The organism is Bacillus sp. FSL R5-0422 (assembly GCF_038610765.1).
In the GTDB taxonomy this organism is placed as follows: Bacteria; Bacillota; Bacilli; order Bacillales; family Bacillaceae; genus Bacillus; species Bacillus pumilus_O.
The window spans coordinates 1,526,780-1,545,485 of sequence record NZ_CP152014.1 but is presented as its reverse complement, the minus strand read 5'-3'; the positions used below and the strand labels follow the sequence as shown (position 1 = coordinate 1,545,485).

General features: G+C 41.2%; 22 protein-coding genes. All 22 read right to left on the bottom strand.

From position 1 onward, the window contains the following. Positions 1-3: 3 nt before the first annotated feature. From MKX52_RS07785 to fliG, 22 genes are read right to left on the bottom strand one after another with little or no spacing between them, the layout of a single operon-like run. On the bottom strand, positions 4-1,077 hold the full coding sequence (locus MKX52_RS07785; RefSeq protein WP_342491754.1) for a chemotaxis response regulator protein-glutamate methylesterase: 1,074 nt from the start codon (positions 1,075-1,077) through the stop codon (positions 4-6). Next, on the bottom strand, positions 1,074-1,979 hold the full coding sequence (locus MKX52_RS07780; protein ID WP_342491753.1) for a MinD/ParA family protein: 906 nt from the start codon (positions 1,977-1,979) through the stop codon (positions 1,074-1,076). Before MKX52_RS07780 ends, MKX52_RS07785 begins: the two co-directional genes overlap by 4 nt. After that, complete coding sequence (flhF, locus tag MKX52_RS07775) at positions 1,976-3,091, bottom strand: flagellar biosynthesis protein FlhF (RefSeq protein ID WP_144503294.1); 1,116 nt, start codon at positions 3,089-3,091, stop codon at positions 1,976-1,978. The genes MKX52_RS07780 and flhF overlap by 4 nt, the downstream gene beginning before the upstream one ends. Continuing rightward, positions 3,091-5,124 carry a flagellar biosynthesis protein FlhA gene (gene flhA, locus MKX52_RS07770; protein ID WP_012009969.1) on the bottom strand — a complete coding sequence of 678 codons (2,034 nt, stop codon included), beginning with the start codon at positions 5,122-5,124 and terminating at the stop codon, positions 3,091-3,093. The genes flhF and flhA overlap by 1 nt, the downstream gene beginning before the upstream one ends. Before the next feature lie 29 nt (positions 5,125-5,153). Beyond that, complete coding sequence (flhB, locus tag MKX52_RS07765) at positions 5,154-6,242, bottom strand: flagellar biosynthesis protein FlhB (RefSeq protein WP_144469854.1); 1,089 nt, start codon at positions 6,240-6,242, stop codon at positions 5,154-5,156. Next, the gene (gene fliR, locus MKX52_RS07760; protein WP_012009967.1) at positions 6,239-7,018 is read right to left on the bottom strand and encodes a flagellar biosynthetic protein FliR; all 780 of its coding nucleotides are present in this window, start codon (positions 7,016-7,018) and stop codon (positions 6,239-6,241) included. The genes flhB and fliR overlap by 4 nt, the downstream gene beginning before the upstream one ends. Positions 7,019-7,024: 6 nt before the next feature. After that, positions 7,025-7,294, bottom strand: a complete 270-nt coding sequence (gene fliQ / locus MKX52_RS07755) for a flagellar biosynthesis protein FliQ (protein ID WP_003211206.1) — start codon at positions 7,292-7,294, stop codon at positions 7,025-7,027. Between the two features lie 16 nt (positions 7,295-7,310). After that, positions 7,311-7,976 (bottom strand): flagellar type III secretion system pore protein FliP, encoded by a 666-nt coding sequence (fliP, locus tag MKX52_RS07750; RefSeq protein ID WP_007499580.1) that lies wholly within the window; start codon positions 7,974-7,976, stop codon positions 7,311-7,313. Then, positions 7,969-8,628: a flagella biosynthesis regulatory protein FliZ gene (gene fliZ, locus MKX52_RS07745; protein WP_342491752.1), complete on the bottom strand. Its 660-nt coding sequence runs from the start codon at positions 8,626-8,628 to the stop codon at positions 7,969-7,971. Before fliZ ends, fliP begins: the two co-directional genes overlap by 8 nt. A gap of 18 nt (positions 8,629-8,646) precedes the next feature. Continuing rightward, a complete protein-coding gene (locus MKX52_RS07740; protein WP_007499584.1) occupies positions 8,647-9,009 on the bottom strand; it encodes a response regulator in 363 nt (120 codons plus the stop codon). Between the two features lie 27 nt (positions 9,010-9,036). Further along, the gene (gene fliY / locus MKX52_RS07735; protein ID WP_342491751.1) at positions 9,037-10,161 is read right to left on the bottom strand and encodes a flagellar motor switch phosphatase FliY; all 1,125 of its coding nucleotides are present in this window, start codon (positions 10,159-10,161) and stop codon (positions 9,037-9,039) included. After that, the gene (fliM, locus tag MKX52_RS07730) at positions 10,151-11,149 is read right to left on the bottom strand and encodes a flagellar motor switch protein FliM (RefSeq protein ID WP_003212239.1); all 999 of its coding nucleotides are present in this window, start codon (positions 11,147-11,149) and stop codon (positions 10,151-10,153) included. The genes fliY and fliM overlap by 11 nt, the downstream gene beginning before the upstream one ends. 32 nt (positions 11,150-11,181) lie before the next feature. Then, positions 11,182-11,610 carry a flagellar basal body-associated protein FliL gene (gene fliL / locus MKX52_RS07725; protein WP_012009964.1) on the bottom strand — a complete coding sequence of 143 codons (429 nt, stop codon included), beginning with the start codon at positions 11,608-11,610 and terminating at the stop codon, positions 11,182-11,184. Next, complete coding sequence (locus MKX52_RS07720; RefSeq protein ID WP_012009963.1) at positions 11,607-11,822, bottom strand: flagellar FlbD family protein; 216 nt, start codon at positions 11,820-11,822, stop codon at positions 11,607-11,609. Before MKX52_RS07720 ends, fliL begins: the two co-directional genes overlap by 4 nt. 37 nt (positions 11,823-11,859) lie before the next feature. After that, the gene (gene flgG, locus MKX52_RS07715) at positions 11,860-12,651 is read right to left on the bottom strand and encodes a flagellar basal body rod protein FlgG (protein ID WP_012009962.1); all 792 of its coding nucleotides are present in this window, start codon (positions 12,649-12,651) and stop codon (positions 11,860-11,862) included. A 17-nt stretch (positions 12,652-12,668) separates the two neighbouring features. Then, positions 12,669-13,115: a flagellar hook assembly protein FlgD gene (flgD, locus tag MKX52_RS07710; RefSeq protein ID WP_003211424.1), complete on the bottom strand. Its 447-nt coding sequence runs from the start codon at positions 13,113-13,115 to the stop codon at positions 12,669-12,671. Continuing rightward, positions 13,115-14,446, bottom strand: coding sequence for a flagellar hook-length control protein FliK (locus tag MKX52_RS07705; RefSeq protein WP_342491750.1), 1,332 nt, complete (start codon positions 14,444-14,446; stop codon positions 13,115-13,117). Before MKX52_RS07705 ends, flgD begins: the two co-directional genes overlap by 1 nt. Further along, positions 14,447-15,145, bottom strand: a complete 699-nt coding sequence (locus MKX52_RS07700; protein WP_088001455.1) for a MotE family protein — start codon at positions 15,143-15,145, stop codon at positions 14,447-14,449. A gap of 12 nt (positions 15,146-15,157) precedes the next feature. Then, entirely contained in the window at positions 15,158-15,601 is a 444-nt protein-coding gene (gene fliJ, locus MKX52_RS07695; protein ID WP_342491749.1) for a flagellar export protein FliJ, read from the bottom strand. A gap of 8 nt (positions 15,602-15,609) precedes the next feature. After that, positions 15,610-16,926, bottom strand: a complete 1,317-nt coding sequence (gene fliI / locus MKX52_RS07690) for a flagellar protein export ATPase FliI (RefSeq protein ID WP_342491748.1) — start codon at positions 16,924-16,926, stop codon at positions 15,610-15,612. Then, on the bottom strand, positions 16,923-17,687 hold the full coding sequence (gene fliH, locus MKX52_RS07685) for a flagellar assembly protein FliH (protein WP_342491747.1): 765 nt from the start codon (positions 17,685-17,687) through the stop codon (positions 16,923-16,925). The genes fliI and fliH overlap by 4 nt, the downstream gene beginning before the upstream one ends. After that, complete coding sequence (fliG, locus tag MKX52_RS07680; RefSeq protein ID WP_012009955.1) at positions 17,680-18,696, bottom strand: flagellar motor switch protein FliG; 1,017 nt, start codon at positions 18,694-18,696, stop codon at positions 17,680-17,682. Before fliG ends, fliH begins: the two co-directional genes overlap by 8 nt. Between the last annotated feature and the right edge of the window lie 10 nt (positions 18,697-18,706).

Sequence of the window (18,706 nt, the reverse complement as noted above, 5' to 3'; positions counted from 1 at the left end):
TGTTCACGCCCTCTCTTTTTTCATGGAGCTTATAATTGCATGTGCGATGTCATCCACATGCCTTGTTTCATGTGCAAGGCCTGCTTTAATGACTGATTTAGGCATTCCGAAAACAACACATGATTCTTCTTTTTCTGCAATGACTTTTGTATGACCGCTTGCGACCATTTTTTTGACACCTTCTGTGCCGTCACTACCCATGCCTGTCATAATGACAGCAATTTTCTCGTAACCCTTTATATGACTGATCGAGTCAAATAAATAGTTAACAGAAGGTTTGTGACGGCTTTCCGTGTCTTCTGGAGACAGTCTGATGACTAAGGATGCCCCTTGTTCATGAAGTGACATATTCATTCCACCAGGCGCTATGTAAGCTACTCCATTTTTAGCGATGTCTCCATCTTGCGCTTCTTTAATCGAAATTTGAGATAAATGGTCTAACCTAGTAGCAAGTGATGCCGTAAATCCTGCCGGCATATGCTGCACTATCAAAATGGGGGCTTCTATGTCCTTGGGCAGCTTCGTAACGACTCGTTGAAGTGCCCTTGGCCCTCCCGTTGATGTTCCGATTGAAATAATCTTTCGGAGTGAGCCGCTTTTTACTGCTTGCGGGCGAGGTGTAGCCAATGGGATTGACGGCTTCATCACCGGCTTAGAAGAAACCGGCACTTCAGTGCGTTTCCTTGACAGCCCTGCCGCAAGCACCCGCTCTACAATTTGGCCCCTTACTTTGTGTAAATCAAGTGAAATACTTCCTGATGGCTTTGTGACAAAGTCAAAAGCACCAAGTTCTAAGCAATGGATGGTTAAATCTTTCCCTTGCTTTGTCTGGCTTGACACCATAATTACGGCAAGGTCGTGTTCAGCCAGAATTTGTTTTAATGCTTCTGTTCCATTTAAAACAGGCATTTCCACATCTAATGTGACGACATCTGGATTCAGTTCCTTGATCCGTTTTAAGGCATCTTCCCCATTTCGCGCCGTTCCGACGACTTCTATTTCTTGCTCGGCACTTAGGAAGTCACTAATGAGTTTTCGCATAAAGGCCGAGTCATCTACTACAAGCACTCTAATCATGAGTCCACCTTCCTCCTTTTAAAAAAAGAGGACAACTTATCTATAAACGTATGCTGCTCTCTCTGTGCCTCTCTTATCTGCTGTTGATAAAGTGTTTCCGCCAGCATCTTAATCGTTTTACTCAGCCTTGAATGAGGCTGCTTCATATAAAATGGAATTTGTTCAGCCACTGCTTTTGGAACCGCAGGATCATCCGGGACAGCACCAGCAAATACTAGTTTTCTGTGAAGAAATGATGTGACTACTCCTGCTAATTTCCGATAGGTTTCAGACCCTTCTGACGGGGTTTTACACCGGTTGACAATGATTTGCACAGATTGTTCAAACTGATGAATTGCTAAATGTTTAATGGCGCTGTAGGCATCCATGATTGATGTTGGTTCCGGCGTTGTCACAACCACAACTTCTCCTGCTGATAAAACAAAAGGTAGTTGGTCTTTTGACAAACCAGCTCCCATATCAAAGAAGATACAATCAAAGTTGTGCATCATTCTTTCCATTTCCTCTAGAAAGAACGACCATTGATCTTTATCTAAAGAAAACAGCTGTTCAAGTCCGCTTCCGCCAGAAATGTAATAAAGGTTGTTCGTTCCTTGAGTCATAGCCGCTTGGAAGGATTTCTTCCTGACAAGAACATCTAAAATAGAGCTAGTTGATGTTTTCCCTAGTAAAATATCAATATTCCCCATACCAAAATCAAGGTCGATGACTAACACTCGTTTACCTGCATTTGCGATAGACAGTGCCATATTCAGCGTCAAATTCGATTTTCCAACCCCGCCTTTACCGCTCATGACAGCAATGGTTTTTGCCTGTCCGCTTATACCAAGAGGAGCTGGTGTGATCGTTTGATTTTGTTGAACGAGCTTTCTTAAACCTTCTGCTTGGTCGGGCTTCATCATTGTAAGACCATCCTTGTTAATTCAAGAGGAGAGCCCTCAAGAATATCCTCAGGAACATTTTGACCATTTGTTAAAAAGCCAAGTCCAATTTGAGAGTCTGCAATGATTTGAAAAATGGTGCCCATCGTGTCTGTTTCATCTACTTTTGTAAAAATAAATTGATCGATTGAAACGTGTTCAAAACGTTTCACCATGGCTTTCATGTCCTGATACTTTGAGGTCGCACTCATCACTAGGAAACTTTGAATGCTTTCATCAAATGGAATGATGTCTGTCAGCTCTTTGATATACGCTTCTTCTTTAAAGTTACGACCCGCTGTGTCTACGAAAATATGATCATACTCTTTAAAGGTCTCTTGAGCTTTTACAAAATCCTCTCTCGAATAACAAACCTCAAGCGGTGCATTGAGCAGTTCCGCATATGTTTTCAGTTGTTCGATTGCTGCTATTCGGTACGTATCTGTTGTAATAAAAGCGATTTTCTTTTGCTTCTGAATGGCCGTTTTGGCAGCGAGCTTTGCAATCGTTGTTGTTTTACCAGCCCCAGTCGAACCAAACAGCACAATGTATTTAGAACGAATCATCGGATCATCAGAAGTGTGAGACGGTAGCATATCTGTCAGCAGTTGTTCAAGTTCTTTTTGAATTTGCTCTTCCTTGACAGCGCCCTTCGTTAAAAGACCTTTGAGGCATTCGTCTCGAATGGCATCATCAAGACCTTGATCCTTCAGCTTTTGATCGATTGCCATGAGAGGATCAGGCAATATACCAGCATGCCGCTCATTCCTCGCATATTCTAACGGCTGAGCTTGAAGAGGTACTGGTTTCACTGCCTCAGGAGCAAGAGACGGCTCTTTAGGTCGGTGTTGAACTTGCTCCTTTTTCGGAAATACTGGAAGAGGGGGCGCAGTCTGTCCACCTTTACCCGCTCTTTCTTCAAAATCTTGATCCAGCACTGCAATCACTTCAACCATTTGCTGTTTCTTTAAACCGAATAGCTTTCGTTTCACAACGGTTTTGGAATTTAAGATGACGGCATCCTTCCCAAGCTGCTGCCTAATTTGAATCGTTGCTTCCTGCATTGAATTCGCTGTGATTTTTTTCATTTTCATTAGATATCCACCACTCCGATGCTCTGTACTTCCACATTTGCTTCTAGTTCGTTATAAGATAGTACCGGTAATTCCGGGAAATATCTTTCTAACAGCTGTTTGACGTACATTCTTATAGGAGGTGAGCACAATAGAACCGGCGTTTCCTGACGAAGCGAAAGCTGTTCAATTTCTCTCGCCACTGATTGAATCACACTTTCAGAGGATTCTGGATCTAACGATAAGTAGTTCCCATGCTCTGTTTGCTGTACGCTGTCAGCAATCACCTTTTCCACTCGGCCCGAGCATGTCACGACTTTGAGTGATTCATTCTCTCTCGCATATTGTGCGGTAATCTGTCTTGCCAGCGCCTGTCTGACATACTCTGTTAACAAATCTGTATCCGTCGTTAACTTTCCGTAGTCTGCAAGCGTCTCAAAAATGGTGACAAGATTTCGAATAGAAACCTTTTCTTTCAGCAGTTTTGCAAGCACTTTTTGAATATCACCAACTGCTAGTGGATTTGGCGTTACCTCATCCACTAAGACAGGATAACTTTCTTTCAGATGATCGATTAATTGCTTCGTTTCTTGGCGTCCGAGCAATTCGTGTGTGTTTTGTCTAATTTTCTCTGTGATGTGAGTAGACACAACCGATGCAGGATCTACTACCGTATAGCCAAGCATCTCAGCCTGATCTTTTTCTGCTTCTGAGATCCATTTAGCCGGAAGACCAAAGGATGGCTCGATTGTTTCAATCCCTTCAATCGGATCATCATCAGGCGTAGGCGACATCGCTAAGTAGTGATCAAGCAGTAGCTCGCCTTTTGCCACTTCGTTCCCTTTTATTTTGAGTCGATACTCATTTGGGTTAAGTGCAATGTTGTCCCGGATCCGGACAACTGGAATCACAAGACCAAGTTCAAGGGCAAGCTGCCTTCGAATCATCACAATCCGGTCTAACAAGTCACCGCCTTGATTTGCATCGGCTAGCGGAATCAGGCCATAGCCAAACTCAAATTCAATGGCATCCATTTGGAGAAGGTGAATAACACTTTCTGGACTTTTCATCTCTTCTACCTCTGCCTGCTCCTCTAGTACCTCTTCTATTTCTTCTTGATCCTGTTTGTTTTTTGACATCAAGTATGCGCCGAGGGCAAGTAAACCTGCGATCGGACCTGTCAAAAGTACGCCGATTGGTGTAAACAACCCAAGAAGGAAGATCGTACCTGCCGTGACGTAAAGCATAGCTGGGAATGCAAACAGCTGTTCAGTGATATCTGACCCAAGGTTCCCATTAGAAGCAGCCCTTGTGACGACAATCCCTGTCGCTGTTGAAATGAGAAGTGCAGGGATTTGTGAAACAATCCCGTCTCCTACCGTTAATAATGTAAAGTGGGAAGCTGATTCTTGAATTGACATTCCTTGCTGAAGCATCCCAATGATAATCCCAAAAATAATATTAATAATGACGATGATAATACCTGCGATGGCATCCCCTTTGACGAACTTACTTGCTCCATCCATCGCACCATAAAAGTCTGCTTCTCTCGCTACTTTTTCACGGCGATTTCTTGCTTCACTTTCTGTCAGCATCCCTGCATTTAAATCTGCATCAATACTCATTTGTTTCCCTGGCATCGCATCGAGGGTAAATCTTGCCGCAACCTCTGAAACACGCTCAGCCCCTTTGGTAATGACAACAAATTGAATGATGATCAGAATGAGGAAGACCACAAGACCAACGAGTACATTTCCTCCAACAACAAATGAACCAAACGTTTCTACAACCTTTCCAGCGTCTCCAGTTGAAAGAATAGATCGTGTTGTAGAGATGTTAAGCCCTAAGCGAAAGAGCGTTAAGAGCAAAAGCAATGATGGAAATATTGAAAATTGCAGTGGTTCTTGCATGTTCATTGTGGTGAGAAGCACGATAAGCGCAAGAGAAATATTAATAATGATTAAAATACTTAATAGCATTGGCGGAAATGGTATGACCAGCATCGCCACAATTAAAATAACACTGAATAAAACAGATAAATCTCTTGCTGACATGCCTGTTCTCTCCTTTTAAAACCAAAAATTCATAAAATCTTTTGTTTCGTTTTATAAACATAAGCTAAAATTTCTGCGATTGCCTTAAAGTATTCCTCTGGCACCGCTTGGTCAATGTCGACCTGATCATAGAGTGCACGAGCGAGCGGCCGGTTTTCTACGGTCATAATATCGTGCTCTTTCGCAATCGTTCTAATTTTCAAAGCCAAAATATCTATTCCCTTTGCCACAACAAAGGGTGCGTCCATCTTTTCTTCGTCATATTTCAAAGCAATGGCATAATGGGTTGGGTTTGTAATGATGACGTCCGCTTTTGGGACTTCCTGCATCATCCGTCTCATGGCCATTTCCCGCTGACGCTGTTTAATCTTTGATTTTATGAGCGGGTCACCCTCTGATTTTTTATACTCATCTTTGATGTCTTGTTTGGACATCCGTAAGTTTTTTTCATAATCAAATTTCTGATACATATAATCAAGCCCCGCTAAGACCATGAGGGCACCTGCTGCATATAGCCCCATAATCAAGGTCATACTTGCCACGAAATGAAGAGTTTCCTCTGCTGTTAGTAAAGGAAGCCTTAGGATTTCGTCAAAGTGCATCCAAAGTGCAATAAATGTCGCAAAACCAATTAAACCAATTTTCAAAATGGATTTTAATAGTTCTACGAGGGCTCGAATACTGTATATTCGTTTAAACCCTTTGATTGGATCGAGTTTTTCTAATTTCGGTTTGATTACTTCTGTCGAAAAGAGAAAGCCAACTTGCAAATAGTTACTGATAATCCCTGCCAGCATACCAACACCAAGTATTGGCATGAGGAGGAGCCCTGTTTCCTGAAGCAATTCCACAAATAGTTGATGAATATTAGATGTGCTAACTTTCATTAGCATCGTTGTTGAATAAAAACGTTCAATGAGCGCAATAATACGCTCTTTCATAAAAGGCCCAATAAAAAAGAATGATAAAAAGATTAATAGAAATGAGATGGCTGTATTGACGTCGGTACTTTTGGCAACCTGACCTTTTTTACGTGAATCTTGTCTCTTTTTCGGCGTTGCTTTTTCTGTTTTTTCACCTGCGAAAAATTGCAAGTCTAGTCTAAGCCTTGTCATCATGACGAACCACCGACCAATGCTAAGAAATTCCTCATGGTGAGTACAATCGTATCAAATGTATTTTGGACAACTCCGAAGATGACGCCCATACAGATGATGATCATAATAAAACTCACACCCATTTTAATAGGAAGTCCGACAACAAAAACGTTCATCTGCGGGACTGTTCGTGCCACAATACCCAGTGCCAAATCGACCAAAAACAAGCTAGCGACAACTGGTGCTGAGATTTGAAAGGCAATGATGAACATTTGGTTGAAGCTCTTTGCAATAAAATAAGCAAAAGATTCACTGCCGAAATTCAGTGCGTACTGATCAACTGCAATATATTGAAAACTGTAATAGATTCCATCAAGCAGCAAGTGATGTGCATTGGTTGCCAGCATCAATAGCAATGTGACTGTATAAAAAAATTGCCCCATCAGCGGCGTTTGTGCCCCTGTTTGCGGATCAATTACATTGGCGATCGCAAAACCCATTTGAAAATCAATAAATGAGCCGGCAATTTGAACAGCGGACACCATGATATATGCAATCAAACCAAGTAGAAGTCCGACCATTGCTTCTTTCACCGCAAGCATCATATAAAGACCGTCTATGTCGAGTGCTGGCGGTTCCTTAATTGTGCTAAAACTAATCACGGCTAAAAACAGTGAGAATCCAACTCTGTGTACAGCTGGGATCGTTCTATGCGCTAAAAGCGGTACTGTCACAAAAAAAGCGGTGATCCGAATAAAAACTAATAGAAAAGCAGGGAATAATTCTATGATTGACATCGCTCGTTAACCTGCAAATCGATCTAAATTCGAGAACAGCTCTGTCGTAAAGGACACAATAGTTGACAGCATCCATGGACCAAACACAACAAGCCCAATAAGAACTGCAACAATTTTAGGAATGAACGCAAGCGTCTGTTCTTGAATCTGGGTTGTTGCCTGAAACACACTGACAATCAGTCCCACAATAAGAGCGAGCGCTAGAAGCGGCCCACTGACAAGCAATACCACATACACTGATCTTTCAGCCATCGTAATGACAAATTCTGAACTCATGTTTTAAGCACCTACTCTAAAAGCTTTGCAGCAAAGATTTGACAATCAAATACCATCCATCGACTAAAACAAATAACAATATTTTGAAAGGGAGCGATATCATAACCGGAGGAAGCATCATCATCCCCATTGACATCAGGACACTTGCGACGACCATATCAATAATTAAAAATGGAATAAAGATCATGAAACCAATTTGAAATGCCGTCTTTAATTCTGAAATTGCAAATGCGGGTACCATCGCCGTTAACGGAATATCTTTTATCGATTCAGGTGTATCCATTTTTGCGTAACTAAGAAATAAAGCCAAATCCTTCTGTCTCGTATGTTTACTCATAAACTCTTTAATTGGCACTTCAGCTTTTTCATAAGCTTGATTGAGCGTAATGTCATCATTTAACAGCGGCGTAAGTGCCTCTTTATTAATCTCTGAGAACGTGGGTGCCATGATAAAGAATGTGAGAAACAAAGCAAGCCCTACAAGTACTTGGTTTGGCGGCATTGAGTTGGTTGCAAGTGATGTTCTAACGAATGAAAGCACAATCACAATTCGTGTAAAACATGTCATTAAAATGAGAATGCCTGGTGCAACAGAAAATACGGTTAAAAGTAAAAGAAGACGGACAGACGTACTAATATTCCCTGCTCCGCTGGAATTAAATAAATCGATAAACTCATTCATTTTGTTTCGGGCCTTTCTTTCTGACTTCTGATTGGGTCTTTTTCAATTCGGCTAGCTGTGCCTTCAAATTGGCTGAAAAAGAAGAAGTGGTTGGCTGATCCTTTTTCTTTATCTGAGATGTGAATTTTTGAACGATTTTTGGTAAATCCGTTTTACTTTCCATCGCTTCTTCGTATTGTTGGACGATCGCATCACATTCTTGTTCATCATCAATTTCTTTTAGCAGCTGGATCGAGTCCGCTACTCCGACAACTAATACTCGTTTGCCCACTTTGATAAGCTGGACTGAACGATTTTGGCCCACCGTCGTTCCGCCAATATTTTCAACATAGCGAAATGGTTTAAGTAAGCGGTTTTGCTTACCAACAAATCTCACCAATCCATATATAAGCAGGATGACAAAAAGTAAAGCACCAATCATTTTGACAAAATCCATAATGGAGACAGAAGAAGAGGGAACTTCTTCTGTCGGATTCGTTTGATTGTCAGTGGTTGTCTTTTCTGTATCCTTTTTGCTGCTTTTCTCTTCTTTGATCCAGTCATTCACTGTGCCATTTTCAGGATCTTTCGTTTCAGCAAACAGTGAGGCAGGCTGCATCGTCAAGAAAAGCATAAAACTGATCATTGCTATACATATCAAACGTTTTTTCAACAAGTCTTACACCCTTTTTTAGCCTAACGTTTTATTAATTGCTTCAAGTACGCGGTCTGCTTGGAACGGCTTCACGATAAAGTCTTTTGCACCTGCTTGGATTGCGTCAATAACCATTGACTGCTGCCCCATTGCAGAACACATGATGATTTTTGCAGAAGCGTCAATTTGTTTAATTTCTTTTAGTGCTGTGATCCCGTCCATTTCTGGCATTGTGATATCCATTGTGACAAGATCTGGAGACGTTTCTTTGTATTTTTCAACTGCTTGAGCACCGTTTTCTGCTTCTCCTACTACATCAAATCCGTTTTTTACAAGAATATCCTTTATCATCATTCTCATGAATGCTGCATCATCTACGATTAATACCTTAGTAGCCATTTACTTATTCTCTCCCTGTATGTTTGTTTATTTTAAATTAGAAAGTCTTTCTGACTGACTTAAAATATCAGTCACACGAACACCAAAGTTCTCATCAATGACAACGACTTCCCCTTTGGCGACGATTCGCTTGTTAACTAGAATGTCTACTGGCTCACCAGCAAGTTTGTCCAGTTCAATGATACTTCCTGCTGAAAGCTCAAGGACTTCTTTGACACTTCGCTGAGTTCTTCCAAGTTCCACTGTAATGGAAAGCGGAATATCCATCAGCATATCAAGATTTCCAAGCTGGCTTGTTGAATGCTGAGGCTCACTGAATGCTTCAAATTCAACTGGTGCCACATGTACAGGTGCTGCCGGTTTTGGCTTCGCCTGTCTTTTTGGCGGAGCTGCTTGCTGCGCTGGTGCAGATTGCGTTTGCGGAGCTGCTTGTTGAGGTTCAGGTGTACTCACTTGAGCTTCTTGAACCGGCTCTTCCTCTTGCGCAGGGTCTGTTAATTCTGCAATTAAATCTTTCGCAAATGTAATAGGATAAAGCTGCATGATATTTGAATCAATGAGTTCACCTATTTTTAATCTGAAGGATACTTTGACAAGCATTTCTGCAGCCGGGATCCGGTCTGTTCCTTCTCCTTCTTTCACATCAAGTAATTCGACGCGAGGCGGAGAAATATCAATCTTTTTATTAAAGACCGTCGACATGGATGTCGCAGCAGATCCCATCATTTGGTTCATCGCTTCTTGTACTGCACTTAAGTGAATTTCGCTTAAAGAAGGGTCAGCATTTGTCCCGTCTCCGCCCATCATTAAGTCCGCAATGACTGCTGCATCTGTTTGCTGGACGACAAGCAGGTTACTTGCGCTGAAGCCTTCCGTATAATTCACTTCAATCGCGACATACGGATGAGGAAATTCCTCATTTAGCATACTTTTTTGAATCACTGTAACAGTTGGAGTGGTAATCTCCACTTTTTGATTTAATAGGGTTGAAAGTGCTGTAGCAGAGCTGCCGAATGAAATATTCCCGATTTCTCCAATGGCATCTTGTTCCATTGCAGAAAGTACTGTATCAGGCTCTATATCGTCATTGCTACCTCCTTTAAGGAGCGCATCGATTTCGTCTTGTGATAATTTACTTCCGTTATTCTCCATCTTCTTCACCTCTTATGTCGTGATCTAGAATTTGAATCGCCTGTTTCCGATTCACGCGGCCGGCCTGTCCCAAGAATTTCGGTTTATTTCCGACCATAACAGTAAGAGGCGCATTTACTGGTTTGTCCAAGGCAATACAGTCACCAATTTCCAAATTCAAAAACTCTTCCACCGTCATTTCCGATTCCCCTAGCTCTGCGACTACCGGTATTTTTGCCGTCATTATCCGTTTTTCAATGGCCTTTGTTTCTTGTTGTTTTGGTTCATTTCGTTCAGACTGCATCCAGTAATGTACAGACAGTTTCGGAATAATAGGCTCTAATACAACATGAGGAATACATAGGTTAATAACCCCGCTTACCTCACCAATTTGTGTATTAAGAGAAATGACGACAACTGTTTCGTTTGGTGACACCATTTGTACAAACTGGGGATTTACCTCGAAATCTGCCATTTCAGGCTCGATATCAGTTATGGACTGCCACGCTTCTCTATAATTTTCCAAAGCTCCCTCAAACATGTTTGAGATAATCTTTGTTTCGATCTCTGTAAGTGATTCTGTCTTATTATGACTAATGCCAATCCCGCCCATCAGCCTGTCCATCATGGCATAGCCGATTGTTGGGTTCACTTCAAGCATGATTCTTCCTTCAAGCGGACTGACATAAAATAAGTTTAATAATGTCATATTAGGAATCGAACGAATAAATTCTTCGTATGGTACTTGGTCAACCGAGCTGACAGTAATTTGAATATATGATCTTAGCTGAGCTGAAAAGTGTGTGGTGAGCAGTCTAGCGAAGTTATCGTGAATCCTTGTTAAACTTCGAATCTGGTCTTTCGAAAAGCGCAGTGCACGTTTAAAATCATACACCTTTACTTTTTTCGTCGTTTCTTCTTTTTTCAGTTCTTCAGCATCCATTTCGCCTGTAGATATGGCGGATAATAATGCATCGATCTCATTCTGGGAAAGCACTTCTCCTGACATTTCTTCACCTCCATCGTGTCAATTAATCGCCTCTATTGCAGATTAAAGGAGGTTATATATACTTCTTTCACCTTGCCATCTTGCAAATAGTTATTCACTTTGTTTTTGACTAGTGTTTTAAAATGTTCTCTGCCTTTTTTGCCATCAAGTTCATCTGCATTCGTGTCTGATAAAATGTCAATTACGGCGTCTTTCACTTGAAAACTTCTTTTCTCAAGCTCTTCTTTTGCTTTTTCAGAGTCTGTTTCAATATTCAATACAAGTTTGACCGCATTTCCTTCAGACTTTAAATTGGTGATAATCTCAGGAATTTCAACAGAAGCCTTTACGACTTCATCTGCTGTTGGCTCTTTTTCAGCTTTTGCTTCGTCTGAACCATTCAGCAGAAATATGATGCCTGCTCCTATTCCGCCGATGGCAATAATCATGATTAGCATTACTACGACTAATTTCTTCTTCATTCAAATTCCTCTATTCCTTGATTCAATGAAATGACTTGGATTTTTCTGTAGAAAGAAATGATTTTCTCTTGAAGCTGATCTTCATTTTCTTTCACTACGAATTTCTTTCCATTGGCTAATGTAATGGTCGTGTCTGGAAAGCTTTCGATTTGCTCGATATGGAGAGCGTTCAGCATAAATCCTTTGCCGTTCAATCTTGTTACTTCAATCATATTAAGCAGAGAAGCGATCTTCCGCTCCCCCTACCTCCTATCGTTTCAGATTCACAAGCTCTTGCAGGATTTCATCAGATGTTGTGATCGTCTTTGCATTCGATTGGAATCCACGCTGCGCGATAATCATTTCGGTAAATTCGTCTGTTAAATCAACGTTTGACATTTCAAGTTTCCCGGTTTGGATGACGCCCGTTCCTTGTTCACCTGGTACGATTGGGTTACTTGGAGCACCTGAGCTTAACGTTTGGCGATAAAGGTTGTCACCAACTTTGTCTAGCCCTCCTGCGTTACGGAAAGATACTAGTGATATTTGACCAACGGTTCTTGAAACATTGTTTTCAACAACCGAAATCGTTCCATCTGGACCAACACTTACACTTGAAACACCGTCTGGAATCGTTATCTTTTGTCCATTCATTCCAAGTAGATAATTTCCATCAGGGGTGACTAAGCTTCCCTCTGAATCAGTGTCGAAATTTCCTGTTCTTGTATAAAGAACTTCTCCTTGACTTTCAATACGGAAAAACCCATCTCCATTGATATAGAAGTCGTAAGGTTCATTTGTATTTTGAGAAGATCCCGCTGACATGATTTTATCGATTGAAGATAAAGATGATCCTAAACCAATTTGCTTTGAGTTGATTGAACCAGAGTTGTTCGTTGGCCCACCAGAACTTCCAATGGTTTGACTGACCATATCTTTAAAAGTGATACGGCTTTTTTTGTATCCATGTGTATTGACGTTGGCTACGTTGTTGGCTACAACATCTAATTTTGATTGGAAGTTTTTCATTCCACTAATTCCTGAGTAAAGTGAGCGTAACATTTATTTTCCTCCTCGAATTACTTCGTTTTTTCTCCAACTGCTGTAACATCCCAAGGGCTGATTTTCGTTCCATCTTCTAAATACAGGAAGTATTCATTGTTTATGTTTTTAACAGATTTCACAGTGCCTGATATATCTTTATCATCCAATTTGCCCGATACTTCTTTACCGATCCACCCAACATACGTCGTAAACGGATCTTGGTGAGCAACAAATGTAGACATGAGCTGATTCAGCTTGGTGATAGAATCGTTCATATTGGTTTGCTGTTCTAAGGATGAAAATGTTGCGAGCTGTGTGACAAACTCACGGTCATCTAGTGGGTTTGTTGGATCTTGGTTTTGAAGCTGCGTGAGCAATATTTTCAAGAATTGATCTTTGCCTAGCGTATCTGTTTTCTTTTCTGCTTTTGAAGAAGTGTCTGTTTGTGCGACTGTTCTATTCGTAGCATCAACTGTTGCCATTAGATTTCCTCCTCTTCTTCATCTGACCCAACAAGAGCATCCAATACATCTTGGAATTCTGCTTCCTGTTCATCAGGGTTCTGGAAATGATGCCCTTTTGACTGTTGCTGCTTGTTTTCTTCGTTAAATTGGCCAAATAACGACTGTTCATTTGATTGAAGTGGTATATGGAAACGGTCCACTTGAACCGACATATTCGGAAGCGCCTGTTTGAGCTGCGGCAGGTGATGCTCAAGCAGCTCTTTTGCTGCTTGTGTCGAAGCAGTAATCTTACTCGCATACATACCATTTTGCTTCGTCAGCTGAATCGTGATAAATCCGAGATTTTCTGGATTTAATCGAACTGTAAAGCGTCCGCTTGAGTTGCCAAATGGCGTGAATTTCATTTGCTTCCACGTATTTAGAATTTGCTGATCAACCGTTCCCGGCTTTTCATCAGTGGTTTGTGTCTGCTGAACAGGAGCTGCTGATTGCAGTTGAAAAAACTGCTTATGACCTGGCAAGAGCGTATGAGTGATCGTTTTTTCAGAAGCAGGTGCAGCAGTGCTTTGTCCTTTGACAACTTCCTTTTTGATGAGCCATTCAAGAGAGGCAGTCCCTTTAGCAGGAGTAGTAAGAGTAGATTCTTGTCTTGGAGAGACCAATTCTTTTAACTCTCCTAAAGCAATCTTTAACTCTTTGTCTGACCCTTTTGCATTTGCCATCATATGATCGATTAACTGATTAAAGTGTTTCAGCTCACTTTGAGACATTGAATTCAGCTTTGGTGCTGAACCCTGCTGCGAGAAAAATTGCTCTTTTACTTGCTGAATCAGTTTCTCATCTACCCCATTTTTCGAAAGAAAGTGAATGAAATCTTGACCCTTTGCTTCAATATCTTGCACTATCTTTGCATCAAAGCTGAGCGGCTGTTGATTGAGCAGTTGGTATAAGAAAAAGTGGACTTGTATGAGCTGCTCACTATGTTCAGAAGCTGGCTTATCAGCTTGTTCACCGTAAATGGAGGATTCCATTTTTTGAAACAACTCTTCTAGTGACTCGAGATCAGATGAATCAAGCGTTTGACCTTGAAGTGTTTGAAGGGCGCTAAGAAGGTTTTCGTCGATTCCTTCTTCAGGTGATTGCATCCATTTTTCAATGATTTGCATTGCATCATTAATGGAAAGAGTAGCACCCGCTGTCTCGGCATTCACAAGACTGCTTTCACTTTGCGCGCCTGCCCCGCTAAGTAATTGTTTAAACAACCCGCTTGCAGAGTTCACGCCGCTCCCCTTTGGTCCCGAGAGACCTTGAGACGATTGCTGTAAGGCTCCAATATCCAATAGCTTCACTTATTGTCCACCCCCATTTTCACTTTCTTTTTTAGCAAGCTCTTTCGTAAACGTAGCTGCCTTCTGAGGTGTTAGTTTTGCTAATATGTCTGTTAGTTTATTTTTGCTTAGCTCTTCAAGAATCTTCAATGCCTCTTTATCACTTAATTCTGATAAAATTTTGGCGGATTTCCCTGCATCCATACTTTCATAGATACTAGCAATCTTCCCTTTAGGTTTCTGGTTAGAGGCTGCTGCCCCATCAGAAGTTGTCCCTGACGCATTATTACTTGATGTATCGCTTGATGAGCTGTTGTTTGATGAACTGTCATTCGAAGACTTATTATTTGCATCATTTTCAGATGTTTTTTCAAGTGAACTGATTTTTTGATTCAGTCTTTTAATCTCTTCATCACTTGTTTTTAAGTCTTTTTGTGCAATTTCAAGTTCATTTTTTTGCTCTTTAATGGTCTTTTTCAGTTCGTTCACTTCTGCATCGCTTTGATTATTATGTGAAGATGACGTTTTTGACGTGTCATCTGAACCAACCAAACTGCTGACGCCCGGAATGTTTTGGAGCGGCTTCTTTAGATCAAAACCTGCCATATAAAGGATTGTGCCAGTCACTAACACAAGCACAATCAATGGGATGATGACAATAAACAAGATCCATTGAAATTTTCCGCCGCTTGATTCTTTCGTTTTTTCCTTCTTAGGCATTCATCTCGACTCCTAATGTCCTTGAAACATGAATTGGCTGATAGAGATATCATCCATTTCTTTCATTTCAATGGCCTTATGTTCAAGGGAAAACTTTTCATATTGCTTTTCTTTCATTTTTTCAAACTTTTTAAATTCAATGTTTTTTTCAGTTAAATCAGATTGTTTTTCATTCATTTGATGGCGCTTCATGATCACAAGCTGCTGATAATGCTGAATGGTGTTATCTAAATTGGTCACAAATTGCTGATAATGACGCATTTCTTGAACACTCATACCACTTCTCAGCTTTTCTTCTTTGCTTTTTTCCATTAATTCTTTTTTACTCATATTTTCATAGAGCTTTTCAGCGACTTGCTCAAATGCCGAAACGGATTGTTGGTACGCTGCGAGTGACCTGTCTTTTTCACTTTCTTTCAGTTCTAAGAGCTTTTGAAATTTGTATTGATATCTCACTGTTTTCGTCAATCCTCTCTATTCATCAAACCGAGCAATACATTCACACTGTCTTCAATAGATACAGCCTCTTCTACATCCTGCTTCAAAAATGAAATCAGATGAGGATAAGCCTGCATGGCATCATCAATGTCTTTCGAGGAGCCTTTTTTATATGCTCCAATGTTAATGAGGTCTTCAGCGTTTTGATAAGTGGATAAAAGCTGGCGGAACCGGTTGGCCGCCTCCTTGTGATCATGACTTGCGATATTGCTCATCACGCGGCTGATACTTTTCAGAATATTGACAGCGGGAAATTGTCCTTTGTTGGCTAAAGCACGATCAAGTACAATGTGACCATCTAAGATTCCTCTAACTGTATCAGCGATTGGCTCATTCATATCGTCACCATCAACAAGCACTGTGTAAAACGCTGTGATGGAACCAAGCTGATTCGTTCCAGTTCGTTCAAGTAATTTTGGCAGTATAGCGAACACTGAAGGTGTATATCCTTTTGTCGTTGGCGGTTCACCAGTTGCAAGACCGATTTCCCTTTGTGCCATAGCGACCCGTGTAACAGAGTCCATCATGAACATGACATTTTTTCCTCTGTCTCTAAAATATTCTGCAATAGCTGTTGCTGTATAAGCAGCCTTCATTCTCGTTAGTGCAGGCTGGTCAGAAGTTGCAACGACAACAATCGATCGCTTTAGTCCCTCGGCACCTAAATCCTTTTCAATAAACTCACGAACTTCCCGGCCACGCTCTCCAACAAGGGCAATCACATTCAGATCTGCTTCTGTCTGCTTCGCAATCATCCCCATTAAGGTACTTTTACCAACACCACTTCCAGCAAAAATCCCAATCCTCTGACCAGTGCCGACTGTTAGCAGGCTGTCGATCACTCTGACACCAACGCCCATTTTTTCGCGAATAGGTGGCCTGTCCATCGGGTTTGGAGGTGACTGATCTGTCGAAACAGGTGCAAGTCCCTTTGGAAGCATACTGCCGTCCAGTGGTTCACCGAAGGCATCAACCACTTCGCCAATTAACCCAGTCCCAACTTTGACCTTTAGCGACTCACCTGTCGCTTCAACTAGACTTCCTGGTGAAATGTTGGATGCTTCTACATAAGGCATGAGCAGAATATGTTCATCTCTAAAACCTACAACCTCTGCTTTTATCGGATCGTGCTTACGCCCCTTTTTATGAATGAGACATACGTCTCCGATAGAACTTTCCGGCCCCTTAGATTCAATCATCAGTCCAACAACTCGATTGACTTTACCAAATCGTTTATAAGGATCAGCGGTTTCAATCGTTTCTTTTAATACATCGATGTTCATTTGTGATCACCTGAATCAATGACTTCTAGTAGCTTTTCTTTCAACTGATTCATTTGGGTATCAACACTCGCTTCCACTTTTCCAAAGCTTGTTTCTACGTAACAAGTCCCTTTTGGCGCTTTTTCATCTGAGTAAATGGCAAGGTGTGTATCCTTTTGAAGGATTCTGATTAATTCGTCTTTATACTCCATCACATGATCGTAATGTTCTGGGTCCACATAGATGGAAATATCGTCATATTCTTTTACTTCAGAAATGACCTGCTTCACGAGAGCCAAAAATTGATCTTTCGTGTCATCAGCCGAGTACCAAACGCGTTTGGCGAGTTCAAAAGCCAGTTCCACAATTTTTTCTGCGGAGCTTTCAATTTTCTCTTCGTAATCCTGCTTGGCAAGACTGACAATGTCATTTGCTTGATCAAGAATTGATTGATACTGACTCATCGCATCTGCTTCACCCTTTTGGAAGCCATCTTGGTACCCAGCTTGTTTCGCTTCTTCAATGAGCTGCATTCTTTCTTCTTCAAAATCAGCGCGGCGCTGATTGATTTCAGCCATTGTTTTTTCAAGCTCATTATTTGCTTGTTCTACTATACGACTTGCTTGATCTTCAGCATCACTTAGTACAAGCTGTGATGCTTCTTTTTCATTGACAAGCTCTTCTTCATGATGTTCTTTTTTGAACTCCACTTGCTGCAAAGGAATCGTTTGCCGGCGTTGCTCAGGAATAACAGATGTTTCATGTTTGATAATCCTAGACAATGATATCGTCTCCTCCGCCTCGAGCTATGACAATTTCTCCAGCTTCCTCGAGTCGTCTTACGATGCTGACAATACGGGTTTGTGCTTCCTCGACATCTCTAAGCCGGACAGGTCCCATAAACTCCATTTCTTCTTTGAAAGTTTCGACCATTCTCTGTGACATGTTGCGGAAGACAATTTCTTTGACCTCTTCGCTTGCCACTTTAAGTGCGAGCAATAAGTCATCATTTTCAACATCTCTGATCACGCGCTGAATCGCTCTGCTGTCAAGTGTGACAATATCTTCAAAGACAAACATACGTTTCTTAATTTCATCAGCAAGTTCAGGATCTTGAATTTCAAGAGTGTCTAAAATGGTCTTCTCGGTCGCACGGTCTACACCATTTAGTACTTCTACAACCGCTTCGACTCCGCCCGTTTGCGTATAGTCTTGCGTAAAGGTTGAAGAAAGCTTTTGCTCAAGAATGCGTTCCACTTCATTGATGATCTCTGGAGATGTGCGGTCCATTAAAGCAATACGTCTCGCAACCTCTGTTTGTACATCCTCGCCTAATTCAGATAATATCTGTCCTGCTTGGACTGGATCTAAGTAGGAAAGGATGAGCGCAATGGTTTGTGGATGCTCATGCTGGATAAAGTTTAAGATTTGTTCTGGGTCAGCCTTTCGAGCAAAATCAAACGGCTTCACTTGAAGCGAGGATGTTAATCGGTTTAAGATGCTGTCCGCTTTGTCCTCACCAAGTGCTTTTTCAAGTACTTGTCTTGCGTACATAAGACCGCCTTGTGATATGTAGTCCTGCGCAATGGCAATGCTGTGAAACTCTTCGATGATTTCATCTTTTTTAGCAGTATCTACACTTCGTACATTGGAAATTTCAAGTGTTAATTTTTCTATTTCGTCTTCAGACAGATGTTTGTATACAGATGCTGACACGTCTAGCCCTAAGGAAATCATTAGGATTGCTGCTTTTTGTCTGCCTGTTAGTCGATTTGGATCTTTTCTCGACATGTGTATTCCT